Annotated in this window: 18 protein-coding genes and 1 pseudogene; 3 read left to right on the top strand and 16 right to left on the bottom strand. The window is 69.8% G+C overall.

The window, feature by feature from the left end; all coding sequences use genetic code 11:
• Positions 1-19 precede the first annotated feature (19 nt).
• The 12 genes and pseudogenes from murC to EDF50_RS01470 form a co-directional block, all read right to left on the bottom strand.
• Positions 20-1,448, bottom strand: a pseudogene (murC, locus tag EDF50_RS01525) (UDP-N-acetylmuramate--L-alanine ligase); the annotation flags it as partial.
• A complete protein-coding gene (locus EDF50_RS01520) occupies positions 1,445-2,560 on the bottom strand; it encodes a glycosyltransferase (RefSeq protein WP_123517625.1) in 1,116 nt (371 codons plus the stop codon). The pseudogene murC and the gene EDF50_RS01520, both read right to left, overlap by 4 nt.
• On the bottom strand, positions 2,557-3,864 hold the full coding sequence (gene ftsW / locus EDF50_RS01515) for a putative lipid II flippase FtsW (protein ID WP_123517623.1): 1,308 nt from the start codon (positions 3,862-3,864) through the stop codon (positions 2,557-2,559). The genes EDF50_RS01520 and ftsW overlap by 4 nt, the downstream gene beginning before the upstream one ends.
• Positions 3,821-5,386 carry a UDP-N-acetylmuramoyl-L-alanine--D-glutamate ligase gene (gene murD / locus EDF50_RS01510; RefSeq protein WP_123518367.1) on the bottom strand — a complete coding sequence of 522 codons (1,566 nt, stop codon included), beginning with the start codon at positions 5,384-5,386 and terminating at the stop codon, positions 3,821-3,823. Before murD ends, ftsW begins: the two co-directional genes overlap by 44 nt.
• On the bottom strand, positions 5,383-6,486 hold the full coding sequence (gene mraY / locus EDF50_RS01505; RefSeq protein ID WP_123517621.1) for a phospho-N-acetylmuramoyl-pentapeptide-transferase: 1,104 nt from the start codon (positions 6,484-6,486) through the stop codon (positions 5,383-5,385). The genes murD and mraY overlap by 4 nt, the downstream gene beginning before the upstream one ends.
• Positions 6,483-7,889, bottom strand: coding sequence for a UDP-N-acetylmuramoyl-tripeptide--D-alanyl-D-alanine ligase (gene murF, locus EDF50_RS01500; protein WP_123517620.1), 1,407 nt, complete (start codon positions 7,887-7,889; stop codon positions 6,483-6,485). Before murF ends, mraY begins: the two co-directional genes overlap by 4 nt.
• Positions 7,886-9,436 (bottom strand): Mur ligase family protein, encoded by a 1,551-nt coding sequence (locus EDF50_RS01495; RefSeq protein ID WP_123517618.1) that lies wholly within the window; start codon positions 9,434-9,436, stop codon positions 7,886-7,888. The genes murF and EDF50_RS01495 overlap by 4 nt, the downstream gene beginning before the upstream one ends.
• 14 nt (positions 9,437-9,450) lie before the next feature.
• Positions 9,451-11,217, bottom strand: a complete 1,767-nt coding sequence (locus EDF50_RS01490; protein ID WP_233570252.1) for a penicillin-binding protein 2 — start codon at positions 11,215-11,217, stop codon at positions 9,451-9,453.
• Between the two features lie 74 nt (positions 11,218-11,291).
• Positions 11,292-11,951 (bottom strand): hypothetical protein, encoded by a 660-nt coding sequence (locus EDF50_RS01485; protein ID WP_123517614.1) that lies wholly within the window; start codon positions 11,949-11,951, stop codon positions 11,292-11,294.
• Entirely contained in the window at positions 11,948-12,898 is a 951-nt protein-coding gene (gene rsmH / locus EDF50_RS01480; RefSeq protein WP_123517612.1) for a 16S rRNA (cytosine(1402)-N(4))-methyltransferase RsmH, read from the bottom strand. Before rsmH ends, EDF50_RS01485 begins: the two co-directional genes overlap by 4 nt.
• A 101-nt stretch (positions 12,899-12,999) precedes the next feature.
• The gene (mraZ, locus tag EDF50_RS01475; protein ID WP_123517610.1) at positions 13,000-13,431 is read right to left on the bottom strand and encodes a division/cell wall cluster transcriptional repressor MraZ; all 432 of its coding nucleotides are present in this window, start codon (positions 13,429-13,431) and stop codon (positions 13,000-13,002) included.
• A 273-nt stretch (positions 13,432-13,704) separates the two neighbouring features.
• Positions 13,705-14,106: a DUF3040 domain-containing protein gene (locus EDF50_RS01470; protein ID WP_123518366.1), complete on the bottom strand. Its 402-nt coding sequence runs from the start codon at positions 14,104-14,106 to the stop codon at positions 13,705-13,707.
• Between the two features lie 110 nt (positions 14,107-14,216).
• Between EDF50_RS01470 and EDF50_RS01465 the strand changes: the two genes are divergently transcribed.
• Positions 14,217-15,338, top strand: coding sequence for a polyprenyl synthetase family protein (locus tag EDF50_RS01465; protein ID WP_123517609.1), 1,122 nt, complete (start codon positions 14,217-14,219; stop codon positions 15,336-15,338).
• A gap of 53 nt (positions 15,339-15,391) precedes the next feature.
• Here EDF50_RS01465 and EDF50_RS01460 read toward each other — a convergent pair whose 3' ends face one another.
• Positions 15,392-15,748 carry an Rv2175c family DNA-binding protein gene (locus tag EDF50_RS01460; RefSeq protein WP_123517607.1) on the bottom strand — a complete coding sequence of 119 codons (357 nt, stop codon included), beginning with the start codon at positions 15,746-15,748 and terminating at the stop codon, positions 15,392-15,394.
• A 193-nt stretch (positions 15,749-15,941) separates the two neighbouring features.
• Between EDF50_RS01460 and EDF50_RS01455 the strand changes: the two genes are divergently transcribed.
• Both EDF50_RS01455 and pknB read left to right on the top strand, forming a co-directional pair.
• Complete coding sequence (locus tag EDF50_RS01455; protein ID WP_233570251.1) at positions 15,942-17,297, top strand: LysM peptidoglycan-binding domain-containing protein; 1,356 nt, start codon at positions 15,942-15,944, stop codon at positions 17,295-17,297.
• An 87-nt stretch (positions 17,298-17,384) separates the two neighbouring features.
• Complete coding sequence (gene pknB / locus EDF50_RS01450; RefSeq protein WP_123517606.1) at positions 17,385-19,343, top strand: Stk1 family PASTA domain-containing Ser/Thr kinase; 1,959 nt, start codon at positions 17,385-17,387, stop codon at positions 19,341-19,343.
• An 85-nt stretch (positions 19,344-19,428) separates the two neighbouring features.
• Here the strand turns inward: pknB and EDF50_RS01445 are convergent, their stop codons facing one another.
• The 3 genes from EDF50_RS01445 to EDF50_RS01435 form a co-directional block, all read right to left on the bottom strand.
• Positions 19,429-20,757 (bottom strand): class II 3-deoxy-7-phosphoheptulonate synthase, encoded by a 1,329-nt coding sequence (locus EDF50_RS01445; RefSeq protein WP_199738598.1) that lies wholly within the window; start codon positions 20,755-20,757, stop codon positions 19,429-19,431.
• A 95-nt stretch (positions 20,758-20,852) separates the two neighbouring features.
• The gene (locus tag EDF50_RS01440; protein WP_123517602.1) at positions 20,853-21,542 is read right to left on the bottom strand and encodes a 1-acyl-sn-glycerol-3-phosphate acyltransferase; all 690 of its coding nucleotides are present in this window, start codon (positions 21,540-21,542) and stop codon (positions 20,853-20,855) included.
• Positions 21,543-21,572: 30 nt separating this feature from the next.
• Positions 21,573-22,523: an ROK family glucokinase gene (locus EDF50_RS01435; protein ID WP_123517600.1), complete on the bottom strand. Its 951-nt coding sequence runs from the start codon at positions 22,521-22,523 to the stop codon at positions 21,573-21,575.
• Positions 22,524-22,595 lie beyond the last annotated feature (72 nt).

Below are 22,595 nucleotides of genomic sequence, written 5' to 3'. Positions count from 1 at the left end.
GGACCTGGTGTGACAGGTCACTCCGCGGACTCCTCCGCGACGGCGACGACGGGCTCGTGGGCCGCGTCCAGCGATCCGAGCAACTGCGGCACGATGCGGTACACGTCGCCGCAGCCGAGCGTGATCACGAAATCCCCCTCGCGCGCGACCTCGGCCGTACGGTCTGCCGCAGCCTGCCAGTCGGCCACGAAGTCGACGCGACCGGAGTCCGCGAAACGGTCGGACACGAGCGCACCGGTGACCCCGGGCTCGGGGTCCTCGCGGGCACCGTAGACGTCGAGCACGATGGTGTGGTCCGCGAGACGCTCGTAGGTCTCGGCGAACTCGCCGGCCATCATCCGCGTCCGACTGTAGAGGTGCGGCTGGTGCACCGCGATGAGCCGTCCCTCGCCGACGACCGAGCGCGCGGCCTGGAGGGCCGCCGCGACCTCGGTCGGGTGGTGCGCGTAGTCGTCGTACACGCTGACGCCGCGGACGACGCCGTGCAGCTCGAATCGGCGCTCGGTGCCACCGAACGTCTCGAGACCGGCGATGGCCGCCTCGGGTTCGACCCCCAGGCCGACGAGGACCGCGAAGGCGCCCGTGGCGTTCACCGCGTTGTGCCGCCCGGGGACCCGCAACTGCACGGGCCACGATCGCCCCTCGGCGTGCAGGGTGAAGGAGACCGGGCCGGTCGAGGCGACGTCGCTCAGGCGCACGTCGGCGTCGGTGGCCTCGCCGAAGGTCACGACGCGCGGGTGGTCGAGACGACCGGCGACACGCACCGCACCGGCGTCGTCGCTCGAGACGACGACGAACTCGCGTGCGGCGGAGGCGAACCGGACGAAGGCATCGTCGAACGCCTCGTGCGAGCCGTAGTGGTCGAGGTGGTCGGCATCGACGTTCGTGATCAGGGCGACCGAGGTGTCGTAGAGCAGGAACGACCCGTCGGACTCGTCGGCCTCGACCACGAACAGCTCGTCGTCGCCGCCACGGGCGCTCACGCCCAGGGACTGGATGACGCCCCCGTTCACGAAACTCGGGTCGTGCCCGGCGGCGAGCAGGGCGGTGACGATCATGCCGGTCGACGTGGTCTTGCCGTGTGCACCGGCGACCGAGACGAGTCGCTGCGTCCCGATGAGCCAGGCGAGAGCCTGCGAGCGGTGGAGGACCGGCAACCCCTTCGTCAAGGCGAGCTGGTATTCGGGGTTGTCCTGCCAGAGAGCCCCGGTCACGACGAGCGTGTCCGCGCCGCCCACGTTGGCGGCGTCGTGCCCGATGGCGATCTCGGCACCCAGGGCCCGAAGGGACTCCACGGCCGCGCTGTCACGGACGTCCGACCCGGTGACCCGGTGGCCGGCGGCGAGGAACACGCGGGCGATGCCGCTCATGCCCGAGCCGCCGATGCCGACGAAGTGGACGGCACCGAGTTCGGTGGGGATCGGCTGGTCGAGGTCGGGCTTGATCATGATCTCTCGCTGAGGTCGGGGTCGATGGATGACGAGGAGGCGCGGCCGACGGCGTCGAGGACGAGGTCGACCGTGCGGTCGGTTCCGTCCCGAACCCCGACCGACGCGGCACGGACCGCCATGTCGGCCACGACGGCACGGTCGAGCAATAGTGGGACGAGCGTGCGCTCGACCCACGCGGGCGTGAAGTCGGCGTCGGCGACCAGCAACGCCCCCCCGGCACCGACGACGTCGGTGGCGTTGTGTCGTTGCTCACCGTTGCCCACCGGGTAGGGCACGAGCACCGAGGGCAGGCCGAGGGCCGTGAGCTCGCTCACCGTGGCCGAGCCCGCTCGCGAGACGACGAAGTCCGCAGCCGAGAGGGCGAGGTCCATGCGGTCGCAGTAGCGCATCAGGTGATGGCCCTCGAGATCGGTCGAGGTGAGATCGGACTTCTCGCCGGTGATGTGCAGGATCTGCCAGCCGGCGCCGAGCACGCTGACGGCGGCCCGGGACATGGTCTCGTTGAGTCGGCGCGCACCGGTCGAGCCGCCCGTGACGAGCAGGGTGGGCCGTGCGGGGTCGAGGTCGAACGCCAGGACGGCCTCGTCGCGGCGTGCCCGTCGGTCGAGCGTCTCGATCTCGTCGCGCAGCGGCATGCCGACCTGCCTGCCACCTCGGAGACGGGTGGACCGGAACACGACACCGACGTGCGACGAGAGGAAGGACCCGAGCACGTTCGCCATGCCCGGCTTCGCATTGGCCTCGTGGACGACCACGGGGACCTTCGACCGCCACGCGGCGACGTAGGCGGGAGCGGCCGCGTAGCCGCCGAACCCCACGACGACGTCCACGTCGTGCTGGGCGAGCAACGAGCGGATGCCGTCGATCGCATCGGCGAGCCGGCGCGGGAAGCGCAGTGCCGCCGCCGATGGCTTCCGGGGGAAGGGAAGCCGGGGCACGGTGAGCAACTCGTACCCACGCTGCGGGACGAGACGGGCCTCCAGCCCCTCGGCCGTGCCGAGGACGAGGACGGTCGCGTCGGGTTCTCGTCGACGGAGCCGATCGGCCACGGCGAGGAGCGGGTTCACGTGCCCGGCGGTGCCACCGCCGGCGAGGAGATACGTCGTCACCGCAGAGACCCTACCCGCTGTCGCGGGAGCCCCTGCCGCGCGTCGCCCTCGTCGGGGACCCGCGCGAACGAGAGCACCACGCCGATGGCCACGAGGGTGACAATCAACGCGGACCCGCCCGCCGAGATGAGGGGCAGAGGAACACCGAGCACCGGCAGCAACCCCAGCACGACCGCGATGTTGACGAGCGCCTGGCCGATGATCCACGCCGTGATGGCCCCGGTCGTCACGCGGACGAAGGGGTCGTTCGTGCGACGGATGATCTTGACGAACCCGACGGCGAGGACGATGAACAACGCCAGCACGACGATCGCCCCGATCAGCCCGAGCTCTTCGCCGATGATGGCGAAGATGAAGTCGTTGTCGGCCTCGGGCAGCCAGGACCACTTCGACTTCGAGTTTCCCAGGCCGACGCCGAAGAGTCCCCCGGAGGCCAGCGCCCAGGTGCCGTGGAGGGTCTGCCAGCACTCGGCCTGGTACTGAGTGGAGTCGGTGCATCCGGACAGCCAGGCGGCGATCCGAGAGTTGCGAGAGCTCGACCCCTGGGCGATCAGGGGCACGACGACCGCGAGGAACGCGAGCGGCGCCAGCAGGTAGCGAAGGCGCACCCCGGCGAACCAGACGGCCGCGAAGACCAGCAACAGCATGATCATGGTCGTCCCGAGGTCGCCACCGAGCACGACGAGGCCGATCGCGACGCCCGCGACGGGCACGAGCGGGATGGCAAGGTGCTTCCAGTCGTCGAGCAGATCTCGCTTGACCGAGAGGATCATGCCGAGCCACAGGGCGAGAGCGAGCTTCACGGCCTCGGACGGCTGGGCGGTGAACGCCCCGAAGTTGACCCAGTTGCGGTTGCCGCCGCTCTCGTAGCCCAGGGGCGAGAAGACCAGCAGCTGCAACACGACCGTCGCGCCCAGGATGTGCCAGGCCCACCGCTTGAAGAACGACACGGGCAGGCGGGACACGATGAGCATCAGCGGGATGCCGACCGCGGCGTAGGTGCTCTGTCGGATGAATGCGCCGAAGAACGAGGTGTGCTGGGACGAGATGTACTGCTCGACCGACGACGACGAGAGCACCATGACGAGGCCCAGCACGACCATGAACAACGTCGTGCCGAGGATCACGAAGTACGAGCCCGTCTCGGCCGCGAAGAGCTTCTTGACGCGGACCACCGCACCGGCGGTGCGCTTCGAGGACCCCAGGCCGCTCGACGCCTCGTCGGTCGGCTCGACCGGCCCACGGCGCGTCCGACTCGGTTCAGTCGGTCGGCGGCGCGGGAGGCTGGACGGCGGGTTGGCCATCGACGTCACCCCTCAAGTGCTCGTGTACGGCCTGGGCGAAGGATCGCCCTCGGGCCGTGTAGTCGGTGAACTGGTCCATGGACGCCGCCGCCGGGGCGAGGAGCACGGTGTCTCCGGGCCGGGCCACGCTCGCAGCGAAGCGCACGGCCGTCGGCATCACCTGCCCAGTGTCGGTGGCGTCCACCTCGAAGACGGGGATGCCGGGCGCGTGTCGGGAGAAGGCCCGCCGGAGCGGCTCCCGGTCGACCCCGACGAACACCGCTGCCCGGACCGCGCCCGTCGCTTCGAGGACGAGTGGCTCGACGTCGACGCCCTTGAAGAGGCCACCGACGATCCACACGACCGACGGGAAGGCCGTCAGGGAGGCGCGCGCGGCATGGGGGTTGGTCGCCTTCGAGTCGTCGACCCACGTCACTCCGCCGGACTCGGCCACGACCTCTGTGCGATGGTGGTCGACCGCGAAACCGGCGAGGGCGTCTCGGATCGACACGGGGGCGACTCCCACGGCGCGGACGAGCGCGGCGGCGGCGAGCACGTCCTCGACGAGGTGGTCGGCCCCGAGACCGACACCCCGCAAGGCCTCGCGCGTGGTCAGTTCGAGCGCCTGGGTGTGCCGTGCGGCCAGGAAGGCACGGTCGGCCAGGACGGCGACGCCGTCACCCGTCACGATTCCGACCTCGCTCGGCCCGGGGGCGTCGAGCCCGAATCCGACGGCGCGACAGCCCTCTTCGACCTCGGCCTCCTCGACCATGCGGAGAGTGGCCTCGTCGGCCTTGTTGTAGACACAGGCCACGACCGTGTTCTCGTACACCTTGGCCTTCGCGGCCCGGTAGGCATCCGCGCCGCCGTGCCACTCGAGGTGGTCCGCCTCGAGGTTCAGACAGACGGAGGCGCGGGGACGGAGGGCACCGGGCCCGTCGGTGGGCAGGTAGTGCAGTTGGTGGCTCGAGAGCTCGACGACGAACAGGTCGAAACCGTCGGGGTCGCGCACCGCGTCGAGGACGGGGACGCCGATGTTGCCGCAGGGTGCGACACGCCGTCCGTCGGCGGCGGCCATCGCGGCCGCCAACTGCGTCGTCGTGGTCTTGCCGTTCGTTCCCGTGACGAGCACCCAGTCGGCCACGCGCTCGGCTTTGTCGCGGACCCGCCAGGCCAGCTCGACGTCGCCCCACACGGCCAGCCCCGACTCGACCGCCCACCGGACGAGGGGGTGATGCGGGGAGAACCCGGGGCTGGCGACGACGAGTTGGGCGTCGAAGGCCGTGAGCGTCGACGAGGGCGACTCCACGGATTCGACCTCGTCGAGACGCGCCCCGATCAGCTGCAGCAGTTCGGCCCTGTCGGGATCGACCGCGGGAGCCACCACGAGGACGTCGGCGCCCAGTTCGGCCAGGGTGTCGGCCACCGAGAAACCGGTCGAGCCGAGACCGAGGACGGCCACGCGGAGACCCGACCAGTCGGCACGCCAGCTGTCGAGCCCGGCCAGTCGTTCGACGAGGGGGGCGGTGCTGCCGTCGCTCATGAGGTGCGGAGGATCCATTCGAGGTAGAAGGTGCCGACGCCGGCGGCGACGAAGAGCCCGGCGATGATCCAGAAGCGGACCACGACGGTCACCTCGGCCCAGCCCTTGAGCTCGAAGTGGTGATGCAGGGGGCTCATCAGGAAGATGCGCTTGCCCTTCGTGATCTTGAAGTACGCGCGCTGCAGGATCACCGACCCCGTGACGACGATGAACAGTCCACCGATGAGCACGAGCAGCAGCTCGGTACGGCTGAGGATCGCCAGCGCGGCCAACGTGCCACCCAGGCCCAGCGACCCGGTGTCACCGAGGAAGATCTGGGCGGGAGAGGTGTTCCACCAGAGGAATCCGATCAGACCACCGCAGATGCAGGCGGCGACGACCGCCAGGTCGAGCGGATCCGCCACCTGGTAGCAGGCCGCACGGGTGGCCTCGTCGAGTCGGACGCTGGTGCAGAGCTGGTTGTTCTGCCAGAAGCCGATGAAGATGTACGACGCGATCGCGAGGATCGAGGCACCGGTCGCGAGTCCGTCCAGGCCGTCGGCGACGTTGACGCCGTTCGACGTGCTCACGGTGATCAGGACGACCCAGATCAGGAACAACCCACCGCCGATGATCGTGCCGAAGAACATGAAATCGAGCCACGGGATGTCGCGCAGGCCGGAGATCATCGTCGAGGCGGGGGCGAGACCCCGGTCGTTCGTGAACGAGAGCGCCAGGACGGCGAACACGGCCCCCACCACGACCTGCCCCGCGATCTTCGCCCACCCGCCGAGCCCCAGACTGCGCTGGTTGCGCACCTTGAGGAAGTCGTCGAGGAATCCGACCACGCCGAGACCGACCATCATGAACAGGACGAGCAGCCCGCTGAGCGTGAGCTCGTCCCCGCCGACCAGATGACCGATGAAGTAGCCGAGCACGGTACCGATGATCAGGACGATGCCGCCCATCGTCGCCGTGCCGCGCTTGGTGTGGTGCGACTGGGGGCCGTCGTCGCGGATGAACTGACCCCAGCCGAGTCGGTGGAAGAGCTTGATGAACGCGGGGGTCATCAGCAGCGTGAAGGCGAGGGAGAACCCACCGCCGATCAACAGCGCGATCATGCCGTCACCCCGGCCAGGCGGTCGCCGAGGAAGCGCAGGCCGGCCGACTTGGACGACTTCACGAGGACGACGTCCCCGGCTCGCAGGGTGCCCCGCAGGAGGTCGTACGCCTCGTCGATCGTGTCGACCAGCACGCTTTCTCCGTCCCACGAGCCCTCGAGGCCCGCCGCCATGTGGATGTGTCGCGCCTCGTGGCCGACGACCACGAGTTGGCGGACGTTGAGCCGGACGACCAGACGGCCGACGCGGTCGTGCTCGTCTCGCGCGTACTCGCCGAGCTCGGCCATCTCACCGAGGACGGCCACCGAACGGTGGTCGGGGCCTGTGATCTGGGCGAGGGTCTTCAGCGCCGCGGCCACCGAGTCGGGGCTCGCGTTGTAGGCGTCGTTGACGACGGTCACGCCGCCGGGGGCGTCGAGGACCTCCATGCGCCAGCGCTCGGCTCGGGTCACGCCCTCGAGGACCGTGACGGCCCGATCGAGGTCGACTCCCCACTCGCCGACGACACTGAGCGCCGCCAGGGCGTTCATGACGTGGTGCTCACCGAGGATGCGCAACGACACGCGGCGAGTCGTGCTGCCGTGCTCGAAGGTGAAGGAGGTGCCCGAAGCCGAGACGTCGACGTCGGACGCCCGGTAGTCGGACCCGGGGCTCTGCCCGAAGGTCACGACCCGGGCGGCGGTCACGGTCGCCATGCCGGCGACGCGGTCGTCGTCGGCGTTGAGGACTGCCGTCCCCGTGGCGGGCAGATCGGTCACCATCTCGGCCTTGGCCGCGCGCGTGCCTTCGATGCCGCCGAAGCCGTCCGCGTGGGCGAGGCCGACCTTCAGCACGACCCCGGTGTCGGGGCGGGCGATCTCGACGAGCCGGGCGATCTCGCCCGGGCCACTGGCGCCCATCTCGACCACGAGGTACTCGGTGGCCTCGTCGATGCGGAGCATCGAGATCGGTGCCCCGACGTGGTTGTTGAAGGACCCCTCGGGCGCGACCGTGGGCGCGACGTCGCTGAGGACGGCGCGCAGCATGTTCTTCGTGCTGGTCTTGCCGTTGGAGCCGGTGACGCCGACGACCTTCAACCGACCGAGACCACGGACGTGCTCGACGACGGCGGCGGCGAGGCGGGACAGCGCGACGACTCCGTCGTCCACGACCACGAGCGACGCAGTCGTGTCGACCTCACGCTCGGCGACCACGAGCGCGGCACCGTTCGCCGTGGCCGCCCCGACGAAGAGGTGACCGTCGGTGACCTCACCACGCAGGGCGAAGAAGACGGACCCCGGGGTGACCAGACGCGAATCGGTCTCGACCGTGCCGTCGACCGCGGTCGCGGCCCGCGCCTCCTCGGGGTGGACCAGGCGTCCGCCGGTGATCTCGGCGACACGGAGGGGTGTGAGGGCGATCACTCGGACCACCCGGCCTCGCGCAGGGCCGCGCGGGCTTCGTCGCGTGCGGAGTACGGGGTGCGCTCGCCACGGATGTCGCGGTAGTCCTGGTGGCCGGGACCCGCCCAGAGGATCGAGTCGCCCTCGCCGGCCAGGGCCACGGCCGCACGGATTGCGGCCTCGGGCGGACTGACCTCGTGGATCTCGTGCTCGGGGTAGGCCTTGCGCGCGGCGTCGACGAGGGTCTTGCGGATCGAGGACGGGTCCTCGAAGCGGGGGTGGTGGTCGGTGACGACGAGGATGTCGGAGCCGGCGGCGGCCACCCGGGCCATCTCGCCTCGCTTGGTCGTGTCACGGTCGCCGTCGGCGCCGAACAACATGATGACCTTGCCGGGCGTGAAGGTGCGCACCGCGGCGAGGGTCGTCAGGAACGCGTCCGGGCTGTGACCGAAGTCGACGTAGACGCTCGGTCCGGTGTCACCCGAGACGCGCTCGGTGCGTCCGGGGAGGTACGCCACGATGCCGCCGTCGGCGTCGAGCGCCTGGCCGATGGCCTCGAGCTCGAAGCCCGCCTCGACCAGCATGACGATCGCCAGGGCCGCGTTGGCGACCATGTGCCATCCGATCAGCGGGACGCGCGTGACGAGGGAGCGCTGTTCAGGACCGGACAGGCGGAACTCGGTGTAGGCGGCCTGCTCGTCGAGGATCTCGACCGTCCAGTCGGCCTCGACGTCGGGCAGGATCGTGATGGTCGTCAACGGGATTCGGGCGTTGTCGACGACGCGTTGCCCGTAGGGCGAATCGAGGGAGACGACGGCACGACGTGCCCGGTCGGGCTGGAACAACGGCAGTTTGGCGTGGAAGTACTCTTCCATGTCGGCGTAGTCGTCGAGATGGTCGTGGCTCAGGTTGGTGAACGCGGCGACGTCGAAGACGAGGCCGTCGACGCGATTGCGACTGAGGGCTTGCGCGCTGACCTCGACGGCCACCGCACGCACCTCGCTCTCGCGCATGCGGGCGAGGAGTGCGTGCATCTCGCTGGCCTCGGGGGTCGTGAGGCGACTGACGACGGTGAGGTCGCCGATGTGGCGCTCGGCCGTGCTGCTGAGGCCGGTGACGAGCCCCAGCTGTCGCAGGACGCCCTCGAGCAGGTAGGACGTGCTGGTCTTGCCGTTGGTACCGGTGACCGCGAGCAGCAGGGGCGCGTCGTCGCTGTCGGTGCGGTAGATCCACGCCGAGAGCTCCCCGAGCGCGGCCCGGGGCGAATCCACGAGGACGACCGGCAGGCCGCTCGACCGGGCCAGCTCGGCTCCGGCGGCGTCGGTCAGCAGGGCCACGGCCCCACCGTCGCGTGCCTGCTCGGCGAACTCGGCGCCGTGCCGGTGCTCACCGGGCACGCCCACGTACAGATCGCCGGGGTGGAGGTCCGCCGTGCTCAGCGTGATGCCGGTGATCTCGATGCCGTCGAGGGAACCCTCGTGCTCGAGTCCGAACTCGCTGACCAGTTGGGCGAGTGACCTCGCCGACGGATGTTCCGGTCGAAGGACCGGGGGGATCCGGGCGCTCAAAGAATCCTCTTCTCTCACCAGGTCTCGGGCAGGCTGGGTGCCGGCTCCGTCGACGGAGGGACCCGATACATCTCGAGGACCTGGGACATGATCTTGTTGAAGGTCGGCGCCGCAGCGGCCGACGTCTTGATGGTACTGGGCTTGGTGAAGGTCACGACGACGACGTACTGCGGGTTCTCGGCCGGCGCGATGCCCGCCACCGAGACGATGCGGTCTGAACCGTAGCCGGTTCCGTCGGACCGCGCGACCTCGGCGGTGCCGGTCTTCGCGGCGACGCGGTAGCCGGGGATGGTCAGGACGTCCTTGAGGTCGCCGTCGCTGACGACCTTCTCGAGCATGTTCACGGTCGTGTCGGCAGCCCACGGCGAGACCACGGTCGTGCCCTCGGCCGACGGGGTCCCGGTGACGGTGCCGTCGGGAGCCGTGCAGCCCGCGACGAGGTTGACAGGCAACCGGACCCCGTGGTTGGCCAACGTCTGGTAGATGCTCGCGAGGTGGATGGCCGTGGTCGAGACACCCTGCCCGAACATGGTGTTGATGCTCGTCTGCTGATCCCACTGCGACGCGGGACGGATACCTGTCGTGGGCTCACCGAGGAAGTCGACGCCGGTCGGGTCGTTGAGGCCGAACTTGACCATGTAGTCGTGCCGTTGCTGCGCCGACAACGACTGGCCGAGCAGCGAGATGCCGACGTTCGAGGAGTCGCGCAGGATGCCCGTGAGCGTGAGGTTCTCGGTCGGGTGGAAGGTCGCGTCGTGGATCTCGCCACCCCACGGGAAGCTGCGGGAATAGGGCACGGTCGCCCGCGTCGCAGGATCGGCCTTGCCCGAGTCGAGCAGCATGGCGGCGGTCATGGCCTTGAACGTCGACCCCGGCTCGTACGACGAGGTGAAGGCCTTGCTGCCCAGGTCGTCGACGGCGGTACCGTTCACGTCGTTGGGGTCGACGGCGGGATAGTCGGCGACCGCGAGCAGCGAGGCGTCGCTCGCTTTCATGACGACGGCCGTGGCCGACTCGGCCCCGATGGCCTCGGCCTGTTCGCCGAGCGCCTGCTGGGTCATGTACTGGAGGTCACCGTCGACCGTGAGGCGGAGGGTTCCACCGGCGACGGCTTCCTTGGTCGTCACGGTGCTACCGGGGAGCTGGACGCCGTCGGCTCCACGTTCGTAGGTCTCGGAGCCGTCGGTGCCGGCCAGGCAGGCGTTCTGGCTCAGCTCGAGACCGGCCTGCGGACCATCGGTCCCGATGAAACCGGTGAGGTTTCCGGCCACCGCGCCGTTGGGGTACGTGCGTGCGGCCTGGCGCTGGAAGTACACCCACGACACGTTCATCTCGCGGACCTCGCGGAAGGCGTCGACGTCGACGCCCTTGACCAGGTAGGCGAAGTTGGCCTCGGGGTCGGTGGTCAGCGCCGTGGTCATGGCTGCGGCGTCACCCCCGGTGATCTTCGCGATGCGATCGACCACCTGGTCGACCGTCAGCTCGGTGGTCTTGCCGTCGTCGCCCTTCACCTTGGCGGTGGTGGCGAAGGCCGGCGCCGCAGTGATGTTGTACCGGGTGACACTGCCCGCGAGCACGGTCCCGTCGACGTCGGTGATGTCACCGCGATCGCCGTAGGTCGTCTGCACGATCTCGCGCTTGTTCTGGGACTGCTCGTTCAGCTCGGCGGCCTGCACGAGTTGGATGTCGGCCAGGCGGACGACGAACACGCCCACGAGCGCGATGACGAGCGCCATCGCGAGCGTCGCACGGAGGCGGCGGCTTCGGGGAGCTGCTTTCACGAGAGGTTCCTCACCGCGGCCGAGCGCCTGCTCGACCCGCTGTCGTCGATCGATGTACCGGTGACGGCACGCCGCTAGCGGGTCTGGGGGGCCGCCAGCTCGTTCGAGCCCGACGCTACCGACTCGTCGGCCGATCGCCCGTCCGGCGCGCCTGCGTCGGTCGGAACGGCCGCGGCGCCCGCCGTCGCCGGCGCGCCGATCGACGTCGCGGCGGGGTCGGAGGCGGCGGCCGCGTCGTCGGTGGCGGAGGTCGCCGGTGCCTTCGTCGCGAGAGGCACACCGTCGAGCAGGGTGTTCGGGATGAGGTTTCCCGACGTCGCGACATCGGCACCCTCCGCGGGAGCCGGCGAACCGTGGATCGCACCCGTCGCGAGATCGAGGTAGACGGGGTTCGAGTTGCGGACCATGCCGAGTTCGTCGGCGTTGGCGGCGAGGTTCTGCGGCGACGACAGCACATCGCGCTGCTCGCTGTACTTCTGCTGGTCCCGCACGAGTTCGGTCTTGGCGGCCTGCAGGTCGGAGATCTTGTACGCGCCGTCGCTGAGGGCGATGCTGATGGCCAACTGGGCCAGCAGCAGGACGAAGAGGGCGGCCGTGGCGATGAGCGCGTAGGCGATCTTCGGGCGCGCCCGTCGCTGCGACCGGCTCGTGACGATCTCGACCGGTCGGGCCGCCGGGGTGGACGAGGGCCGCGGGCGCGTCGACGGGGTCGCGATGGCCAGGTTGCTGCTCATGCTGTTCTCCGGATTCGTTCGGCGGCACGCAGTCGCACGGGCTTGGCTCGGGGGTTGAGGTCGCGCTCGGCGTCGGAGGCCAGTTCGGCTCCCCGGACGATCAGGCGGAAGTCGGGACGGTGCTCTGGCAGCTCGACCGGCAGCCCCTGAGGCGCCGTCGAGGTCGTGCGCGCGGCCAACTCCCGTTTGACGAAGCGGTCCTCGAGTGATTGGTAGGCCAGCACGACGATCCGCCCGTCGACGGCGAGCCGGTCGAGGGCCACGGGGACGGCAGCCTCGAGCGACGCCAACTCGCCGTTGACCTCGATGCGCAATGCTTGGAACACACGCTTCGCGGGGTGTCCAGCTCGCTGCAACGCCATGGGGGTCGCCGCGATCAGCAGGTCGACGAGCTCGCCGCTCCGGGTGAGCGGGGCGTCGGCCCGGTGCTCGACGATGCGGCGGGCGTAGCGCGGGGCCAGTTTCTCTTCGCCGTACTGGTAGAAGATGCGCCGCAGTTCGCTCTCGGGGTACTCGGCGAGGACGCGTTCCGCGGTGACGGACGAAGTCGGGTCCATGCGCATGTCGAGCGGCGCGTCCTTGGAGTACGAGAACCCACGCTCGACCCGGTCCAACTGCAGGGAGGACACGCCGAGGTCGAAGAGCACACCGTCGACCGTGTCGAGACCGAGTCCGTCGAGGGCCTCGGCGATTCCGTCGTAGGTCGTGTGGACGAGGCGTGCGCGCTCACCGAAGGGTGCGAGCCTCTCGCCTGCCAGGGCGAGGGCCTCGGTGTCGCGGTCGAGCCCGACGACGGTGAGTCCGGGGAAGGCCTGGAGCATCGCCTCGCTGTGACCGCCCATGCCGAGGGTGCAGTCGACGACGACGGCACCGGGACGCGACACGGCGGGGGCGAGGAGCTCGAGGGTGCGCTCGAGGAGGACGGGGGTGTGGATCTGATCGGCCATGGCGACACGGGCTGTGCTCGTCGGCCCTGATCCCCATCCGTCGGGACCTGGCACCGGGGAAGGTGTGCCAGGGCTGACGGCTGAGGGTCGGGGCCCACGGGCTAGAAGAGCCCGGGGATCACCTCCTCGGTGGTGTTGGCGAACTCGGCCTCTTGTGCCTCGTAGTAGGTGTCCCACGCGTCGGTGGCCCAGATCTCTGCCCGGTTGCCCGCGCCGATCACGGTGAGGTCGCGGCCCAGGCCGGCGTACTCGCGAAGCGTCGCGGGGATGGTCACCCGGTGCTGCTTGTCGGGGATCTCGTCACTGGCTCCCGACAAGAAGAGGCGCATGTAGTCGCGGGCCTGCTTGCTCGTGACCGGCGCCTGGCGGATGCGCGAGTGCATGTCTTCGAACTCTCGCTGGCTGAAGACATAGACGCACCGTTCTTGCCCACGGGTCATGACGAGGCCCGAAGCGAGCTCGTCACGGAATTTCGCGGGGAGGATGATGCGCCCTTTCTCGTCGAGCTTGGGCGAATAGGTGCCGAGGAACATGCGCCCGTCTCCCCTCGCCCCCGCACCCCTCTGTGGCACGTACCTCCACTTTACTCCACAACGAACCACCCGGCAACGAGACAGCCCCTCCGACAACGCGTGTCTGCTCCTCCATCCGCTCCACTTCGGGGGTCAGGGAGGTGGAGGACGGTGGAGGGAGAACGCCCCGAGGAGGCGCGGCCAGCGTGTCGTGGAGGTCCCGCCGGGCCGCCGGGCGCACGAAAAAGGGGCCGGCCCGAAGGCCGACCCCTGAGGTCGTGGTGCGAAGAGAGGCTAGGCGTCGCGCCCGTCGCCGTCCTGACGGCGGTCCCACCGCTCGTTGAGGCGATCCATCAACCCACCCTTGGCGGGGTGGGGCGGCCGAGAAGTGGAGGATCGGGGAGCAGAAGGCATCGAGGGAGCCGAGGCCCCCTTGCGCTTCGGCGGCGCGATGGCGAAGAGGACACCGGCGAGCATGACCACGAATCCTGCGACGCCGATGAGTGGCTGGCGGAAGATCACGCCCGCGACGATCACGGCGATGCCGACGAGCGCGCCGAGGACGCCGACCACCACGAGGGTGTAGTTCGGTCGGCCACCGCGGTTGCCGACCGTCGCCACGAAGTCGGAGTCGTTGCTGTAGAGACTCCGCTCCATCTCTTCGAGGAGCCGCTGCTCCTGTTCGGAAAGTGGCATCTTGGTGTTCCCTTCGAGCACGGGCTCTCAAGCGCGAGGCGGGAGCCTCGGGATCGACGCGATGAGTAGCTGCGAGTGTATGCCCGACAGCTATCGCTAGGCTAGGCAGCGTGGCTGAGAGTACGCGGTTAGTGGACGTCGTTCAAGAGCGCATCGATCGGTTCCTCGAGCGGCAGCGACCGGCCCTGACGGGCATCGCTCCCGACCTCGACCCCTTCTCGATCCACTCGGGCGATCTGCTCCGGGGCGGGAAACGTTTCAGGGCGCTCTTCTGCTACTGGGGCTGGCAGTCGATCGCGGGACTCGACACGGGGTTCGACCCTCTCGGCGAGGCCCGCGACGAGCGCGAGATCGAGGCCGTCATGACGGCCTCGGCCGGCCTGGAGTTCTTCCACGCGGCAGCGCTCGTCCACGACGACATCATGGACAACTCCGACACGCGCCGCGGACTGCCGTCGGCGCATCGACGCTTCGAGGCCCTGCACCGCGAGGGCTCCTGGCTGGGGTCGCCCGAGGCGTTCGGCCGGTCGGGCGCCCTGCTCATGGGCGACCTGCTGCTGGCGTGGAGCGACGAGCTGCTGAGCGAGGCCCTGGACTCCCTCCCGTCCCGTGAGGCGGCCCGTTCGGCCCGCGTCGAACTGAACCGCATGCGGACCGAGGTCACGGTGGGTCAGTACCTCGACATCCTCGAAGAGAACGCCTGGAGGACGGTCGACGAGCTGCAGCTGCTGCCGCGAGCTCAGCGCGTCATCGTCTACAAGTCGGCGAAGTACAGCGTCGAGGCTCCCCTGACGGTCGGTGCGGCGATGGCCGGTGGCGACCGGTCAGCCCTCGAGTCCCTCCGGCACTTCGGGCTCCCCCTCGGCATCGCCTACCAACTGCGCGACGACCTGCTGGGCGTCTTCGGCGACCCCTCGGTCACGGGAAAGCCGGCAGGCGACGATCTGAGAGAAGGCAAGAGGACGGTCCTCGTGGCGACCGCCCGTCGTGCGCTGCCCCCCGGGGCCGTCCGACTGCTCGACGAACTCCTCGGCGACCCCGAGCTCGACGACGACCAGATCAGCATGCTCCAGGCGACGCTCCGGGACAGCGGTGCCGTCGACGCGGTCGAGCAGACGATCGCCGACCAGGTCGAACGCGCCGTGCATGCACTCGAGAGGTCGGCGCTCGCGCCGTCGGCGCGGACGCAGCTGACCCGACTCGCCGAGACCGTCACGCGTCGCGCCTCCTGACCCCTGCGCGGCCACGCCGCGCGCGATCGACGAGGGTTGACGGGCCGACCCGACTAGAGCAGGCTCTGCGCGATTCGGCGGACCTCCGCCTTGCGTCCGGCCTGCAATGCGGCGACGGGGCTCGTACCCAGTGCCTCGTCGTGGGACAAGAGCCAGTCCAGCGCCTCGTCGTCGTCGAAGCCGTTGTCGGACAGGACCGTCAACGTGCCCCGCAGGTCGTGGCGCGGCTCGGAGCCGTCGAGGAAGACGGCCGGCACCTTGGTGACGCCGTCCACGCGGGCCCCGACGAGGACGTGCTCCTCGAGCAGGCGACGCACACGGCTCACCCCGAGGCCGAGCCGCTCGACGAGGTCGGGCACGGTCAGCCATTCGGTGTCGGCGAACCAGGGGCGTTGAGAGAGATCGGTCACGCGACAACCTTGCCACGGGTTCGCGACCCTCGCCGCGCCTCCTCGATCCGCTCCCCCGGCGCACGTCACATCCGCAACATCCGTCACACTGATTGACTTGGATATCCACGTGTGCCAACTTGGGACGACGTGGCACCGCGGCTCACCGATCACCCAGCGACCGTGTCCCCGCCCCCGAACCGAGGATCAGCCCATGAACGACGTCACTTCCGCCCGCCCCGACTCCGAATCCGAGTCCGCGACGACCCTGGACGGACGCTCGACCAGCGCCTTCGGCCCGCTCGGCGGGGCCGAGGAGCGGAAGCCGCTCTCGCGCATGGCGCGGTCCATGCTGAACACGGTCCCCATCGTCGTCGCGGGCTCCATGGCCCTCAGCATGAGCGTCACGGGACCTGTGTTCGCGCTCGACCACAGCCCCACCAAGAAGCCCGACGCCTCCCCCCGTCCCGTGCTCCCGCCCCGGCTGTCGGCACCCGAGCAGAGGATGGCGGCGACGGTCGAGACCGCCTCCAGCTCGGCGACCCTCTTCGGGGCCGCCCCGGCGACCTACACCGTGAGGTCCGGGGACACGGTGGCGAGCATCGCCGGCTCGTTCGGGCTGAGCACCGCCTCGGTGCTCGCGCTCAACGGCCTCAGCTGGAAGTCCACCATCTTCCCGGGCCAGACCCTCAGCCTCAGCGCGGCCACGAGCGCCGCGTCCAAGGCACCGTCCGCGCCTGCGCCGACGAAGGCGACGGGCGGGCGGTACGTCATCGTCCGTGGCGACACGTTGAGTTCCATCGCGCGTGCCCACGGCGTCACGACGAGCTCGCTCATCCAGGCGAACGGGCTGGGCTTGTCGAGCATCATCTACCCCGGCCAGTCGCTGGCGATCCCCTCGGGCGCGTCCGCGGCCGTCGCCCCGACGCCGGCCCCCGCCGCGGGGCCCGCCGTGGGCAGCTACGTCATCCAGCGGGGCGACACCATCGCCTCCATCGCCGCCAAGTCGGGCACGAGCGTCAAGGCGCTCCTCGCTGCGAACGGCCTGTCCTTCACCAGCACCATCTACGCCGGCAAGACTCTCACCCTGCCCGGGGCCTCGGCCCCCACCGCCACGACCGTGGTCGCGTCGACGTCGGCCGCTCCGATCGGGGTCAGTGCGACGTTGACGGCGGAGCAGGCCGCGAACGCCCGGATCATCATCTCGGTGGGACGCCAACTCGGTGTCGGAGATCGCGCGATCGTCATTGCCCTGGCCGCGGCCGCGCAGGAGAGCAGCCTGCGCAACCTCGACCACGGCGACCGTGACTCGCTCGGCCTCTTCCAGCAGCGCCCGAGCACCGGGTGGGGCACTCCCGCGCAGCTGCGCGACCCGGTGCACGCCACCAAGCTGTTCTTCGGTGGCGCGTCCAACCCGAACACGGGCAAGACGAGGGGCCTCCTCGACGTCAAGGGGTGGCAGTCGATGCCCCTGACGAAGGCGGCCCAAGCCGTGCAGTACTCGGCATTCCCCGACGCGTACGCCAAATGGGAGGCTCCGGCCACCACCTGGCTCGCGACCCTCCGCTGAACCGCCGGCGACCTGCACGCGGGGCGGTTTGCCGCCGTGCGGTGAGTTGAGACACCCGCACGGCCCACGGTCCGTAAAATCACGAAGGTGAGCGTGAACCAGACTGACCCGATGATCGGCCGTCTCATCGAGGGCCGGTACGAGGTCCGTTCGCGTATCGCCCGGGGCGGCATGGCCACGGTGTACCTCGCCACCGACCTGCGGCTCGAACGTCGCGTGGCGATCAAGATCATGCACGGCCATCTCGCCGACGACGCGTCGTTCAAGGAGCGTTTCATCCAGGAGGCCCGCTCGGCCGCCCGACTCGCGCACCCCAACGTGGTCAACGTCTTCGACCAGGGGCAGGACGACGACTCGGCGTACCTGGTGATGGAGTACCTGCCCGGCATCACCCTGCGCGAACTCCTGCAGGACCACAAGGTGCTGACGCCCGAACAGGCGATGGACATCCTCGAGGCCGTCCTCGCCGGTCTGGCCGCCGCCCACCGAGCGGGCATCGTGCACCGCGACCTCAAGCCCGAGAACGTCCTCCTCGCCGACGACGGACGCATCAAGATCGGCGACTTCGGCCTGGCCCGCGCCGCGACGGCCAACACGGCGACGGGCGCGGCGTTGTTGGGGACCATCGCCTATCTCTCCCCCGAGCTCGTGACCCGCGGCATCGCCGACACCCGGAGCGACATCTACGCGCTCGGCATCATGATGTACGAGATGCTGACGGGCGAGCAGCCCTACAAGGGCGACCAGCCCATGCAGATCGCCTATCAGCACGCCAACGACACGGTTCCGACTCCCAGCTCGGCCAACCCGCACGTGCCGGTCGAACTGGACGAACTGGTCCAATGGGCGACCGCGCGCGACCCCGAACAACGACCTCGGGACGCTCGGGCGCTGCTCGACCAACTGCTCGACGTGCAACGGGTGCTCGCCGATCCGTCGGGCCCACCGGTGAACAGGACGATGATCCTGCCCGCCGCAGGCGCGACGTCGGTCCTCCCCAGCGTCGGCACGGGCGAGACGCAGGTCCTGCCGAAGGCTCGGCACCGCACCGGACCGGTGCAAGCCGAACCCGACGACGCCGCCACGACGCTCTCCGCCGTCGCCGACCGTCGTCGACGACGTGGTCGGGTGCTCCTGGCCCTCGTCATCGTCGTCGCCCTCCTCGCGGGCGGCGTGGGCTGGTGGTTCGGATCGGGGCCCGGCGCCCAGGCGTCCGTCCCCGACGTGACGGGGCAGGACCCTGCCGCGGCATCGGCCGCCCTCACGTCGGCCGGGTTCGTGGTCGCGCCCGACCCGCAGTCGGACTTCTCCCCGGTGGTGCCCACGGGGCAGGTCACGCGAACCGACCCTGATGCCTCGACCCGAGCACAAAAAGGTTCCACCATCACGCTCGTGGTCTCTCAGGGGCCCCGTCAGCTACCGGTTCCCACCGTCGTCGGCGAGACCGAGACGGCCGCGGCGGACGCACTCGCGGACTTCTCGCTGCAGCCGACGTCGAGCCAGTTCGACGCGTCGGTGGCCGGAACCGTGTTGGCCGTCAGCGGAGTGGACGCCGCCGGCGCCCCGGTCGATCTCGCCGGTGCGACCCAGTACGGCGAACAGCAGCCGGTGACGCTGACCGTCTCGCTCGGCCCCGTCCCTGACGTGGCGGGACTGTCGGTGACGGACGCGCAGGGAGCACTCTCCGAGGTCCAGCTGACCGGCGTCGAGAGCGGAACCGAATTCAGTGACGGAATCGCCTCCGGAGAGGTGATCCGTTACGAACAGCAGGCCGAGGGGCCGCTGAAACAGGGCGACACGGTCAATCTCGTCGTGTCGAAGGGGCCACCTCCCATCACCATCCCGGACGTCCGCGGCAAGACCATCGACACGGCGACAGCCCAGTTGCAGGGGCTCGGCTTCCGGGTGAGTTACCCCCGGTGCACGGCGTTCACCTGCGCGTTCTACGACTGGGAGGCCAGTCTGCCGGTGACGGCGACCGACCCTGAGGCCGGGCTGACCGCCACCAAGGGGGCGACCATCGCCCTCTCGTACCGGGTGGAATGACGCGGGCCGAACCCCGTCGTCGACGCGTCGACAGAGCGACGGCCCCGTGACCGGTGGTCACGGGGCCGTCGTCGTGTCGTCGATCTCAGTCGGCAGCGAGCTCTTCGGCCACCAGGAAGGCCAGCTCGAGCGACTGCATGTGGTTCAGGCGCGGGTCGCAGAGGGACTCGTACCGGGTCGCGAGCGTGGCCTCGTCGATGTGCTCGGACCCACCCAGGCACTCCGTGACGTCGTCACCCGTCAGCTCGATGTGGATTCCGCCCGGGTGCGTTCCGGCCGCACGGTGTGCTTCGAAGAACCCCTTGACCTCGTCCATGATCTCTTCGAACCGCCGGGTCTTGTAGCCGGTGGGCGTCGTCAGCCCGTTGCCGTGCATCGGATCGCTGACCCACAGCGGGGTGGCGTCGGCCTTCTTGATGGCGTCGAGGAGGGGCGGAAGGGCATCGCGGATGGTGCCGGCGCCCATGCGGGTGATGAAGGTCAGGCGCCCGGGCTCGCGCTCGGGGTCGAGCTTGTCGATGAGGCGCAGCATGTCGTCGGCCGTCGTCGTCGGGCCCAGCTTGACGCCGATGGGATTGCGCACCCGGGAGAGGAAGTCGACGTGGGCACCGTCGAGGTCGCGTGTGCGCTCACCGATCCAGACGAAGTGGGACGAGAGGACGTAGGGCGTGCCCGTCCGCGAGTCGATGCGGGTCAGCGGGCGCTCGTAGTCCATGAGCAGGCCCTCGTGACTCGTGTAGAACTCGACGCGCTTGAGCTCGTCGAAGTCCGCGCCGGCCGCCTCCATGAAGCGGATCGCCTTGTCGATCTCGCGGGCGAGGTGCTCGTACTGCGCGTTCGCCGGATTGCTGGCGAAGCCCTTGTTCCAGCTGTGCACCTGTCGCAGGTCTGCGAACCCGCCCTGGGTGAAGGCCCGGATCAGGTTGATGGTCGAGGCGGAGGTGTGGTAGCCCTTCACCAGACGCGAGGCATCCGCACGCCGGGACTCGGGCGTGAAGTCGTACCCGTTCACGATGTCGCCCCGGTAGGCCGGCAACGTGACGCCGTCGCGCGTCTCGGTGTCGCTCGAGCGCGGCTTGGCGAACTGGCCGGCCATGCGACCCATCTTGATGACGGGGACGGACGCGCCGTACGTCAGGACCACGGCCATCTGCAGGATGGTCTTGACGCGGTCACGGATCTGGTCGGCGGTCGCGCCCGCGAAGGTCTCGGCGCAGTCACCACCCTGCAGGAGGAACGCCTCGCCCCGGGCCGCCGACGCGAGTCGTGTACGGAGGGTGTCGACCTCGCCCGCGAAGACCAGCGGCGGAAGGATGGACAGCTCTGCCGACGCAGCCTCGACGGCCGCACCGTCGTGCCAGGTGGGCTGCTGCTTGATGGGGAGTGTGCGCCAATGGTCGAGACCGTCGATCACGTCGGGATCGGTGACGACGAACGGTTCGCTGAGCTGGGCCACGGTCTTCCTTGCCAGTTGACGGTCTCGAGGCCGAACGACCTCGACAGGCGAGCCTACCGTGAAAGGGTCGAGCGCTTCTCTTTCACGCTCGTCGCGTAGACGTCGCTGTACTGCTGACCGCTGAGGGCGTTCAACTCGTACATGATCTCGTCGGTGATGGACCGCAGGATGAACCGATCGCCCTCCATGCCCTCGAAGCGGCTGAAGTCGAGCGGTTCGCCGAAGACGATGCCGACGCGGTGGAGGCGGGGGATCTTCGTGCCGGTCTTCATCACCTTCTCGGTTCCGATCATGGCGACCGGGATCACGGGCACGTGGCCCTCGAGGATCATGCGCGCGACCCCCGTCCGGCCACGGTAGAGCTTGCCGTCGGGGCTCCGGGTGCCCTCGGGGTAGATCCCGAGTTGCTCCCCGCGACGCAGGACCGAGAGCCCCGTCGCCAGGGACGCCTCGGAGGCCTTGCCCCCGGACCGGTCGATGGACAGTTGCCCCGTGGCCGTGAAGAACAGACGGATCGCCCAGCCCTTGACGCCCCGCCCGGTGAAGTAGTCGCTCTTGGCGAGGAAGGAGATGCGCCGGTCGAGGACGAGGGGCAAGAAGATCGAATCGACGAACGAGAGATGGTTGCTCGCGAAGATGACCGCACCCGAGGCGGGGACGTGCTCGCGACCGCTGACCCACGGTCGGAAGATCGACAGCACGAGCGGACTCGCGACCATCGTCTTCAGGAACCAGTAGAGCATCGGTGCTCCTCTCAGCGGGGCGTCGGGAGTCTAGCGGTCGGTCGCGTGGAGGCGTGCGAGGTCGGCGGCACCGACGACCCCCGCGTCGTTCACGAGCTCGGCGATGACGAATTCGGGCTCGGGGTGGTAGCCGCGAGCAGGCAGGTGTTCGAGGTAGGCGGCCCGCACGGGTGCAAGGAGCAACTCGCCGGACTGCGCCACGCCGCCACCGAAGACGAACACCTGAGGGTCGAGGATCGCGCTCAAGGACGCGGCGGCCTGACCGAGCCAGGTGCCGAGACGGCGGAGGGCCTCGACGGCGCCGGGGTCTCCGGACTGGAGCAACGTGCTGACGTCGTGGCCCGAGAGCTCGCCGCTTTCGTCACGGAGCTGGGCGAGAGCGCGACCGACGCCGCCCTCGTCGGCCACCTCGCCCGCGATCCGGAGCAGGGCACGGCCCGAACCGTACTGCTCGATGCAGCCCCGGGCCCCGCAGCCGCACGGCAGGCCGTCGGGCACGATCCTCATGTGGCCGAGCTCGCCACCCGTGCCGAAACCTCCACGCAGGAGACGGTCCTGCGCCACGATGGCACCACCCACCCCCGTGCCGATGGTGAGCATGGTCATGTCGCTCGCGAGGCGGCCGGCCCCGAAACGGAACTCGGCCCAACCGGCGGCGTTCGCGTCGTTGTCGATCGTGATGTGCAGGTCGAGCCGTTCGGACAACCGCGCCCGCAAGGGTTCGTTGCGCCACGCGATGTTGGGGGTGTAATAGACGGTCGACTGGGCGGCGTCGATGAACCCTGGGGCGGCCACCCCCGCGGCGACGACGCCGGGGTGGCGTGCCTGCAACGAGGTGATCATGTCGACGACGGCGTCGACGATCGCCCCGGCGTCGCCCGCCGGCGTCGCGACGCGCTCTTCGTCGACGATCTCGCCGAACTCGGTGACCACCCCGCCCGCGATCTTCGTCCCACCGATGTCGATTCCGATTGCCTGCACGAGGACCGAGTCTAACCTCGACGGCCGTTCACCCTCAGCACCGTCTCCGGCGAGGTCACGTTAGGGTTGTGG

The sequence above is a fragment of the Frigoribacterium sp. PhB24 genome, from assembly GCF_003755185.1.
In the GTDB taxonomy this organism is placed as follows: Bacteria; Actinomycetota; Actinomycetes; order Actinomycetales; family Microbacteriaceae; genus Frigoribacterium.
This window is presented reverse-complemented; position numbering and strand designations above follow the sequence as displayed.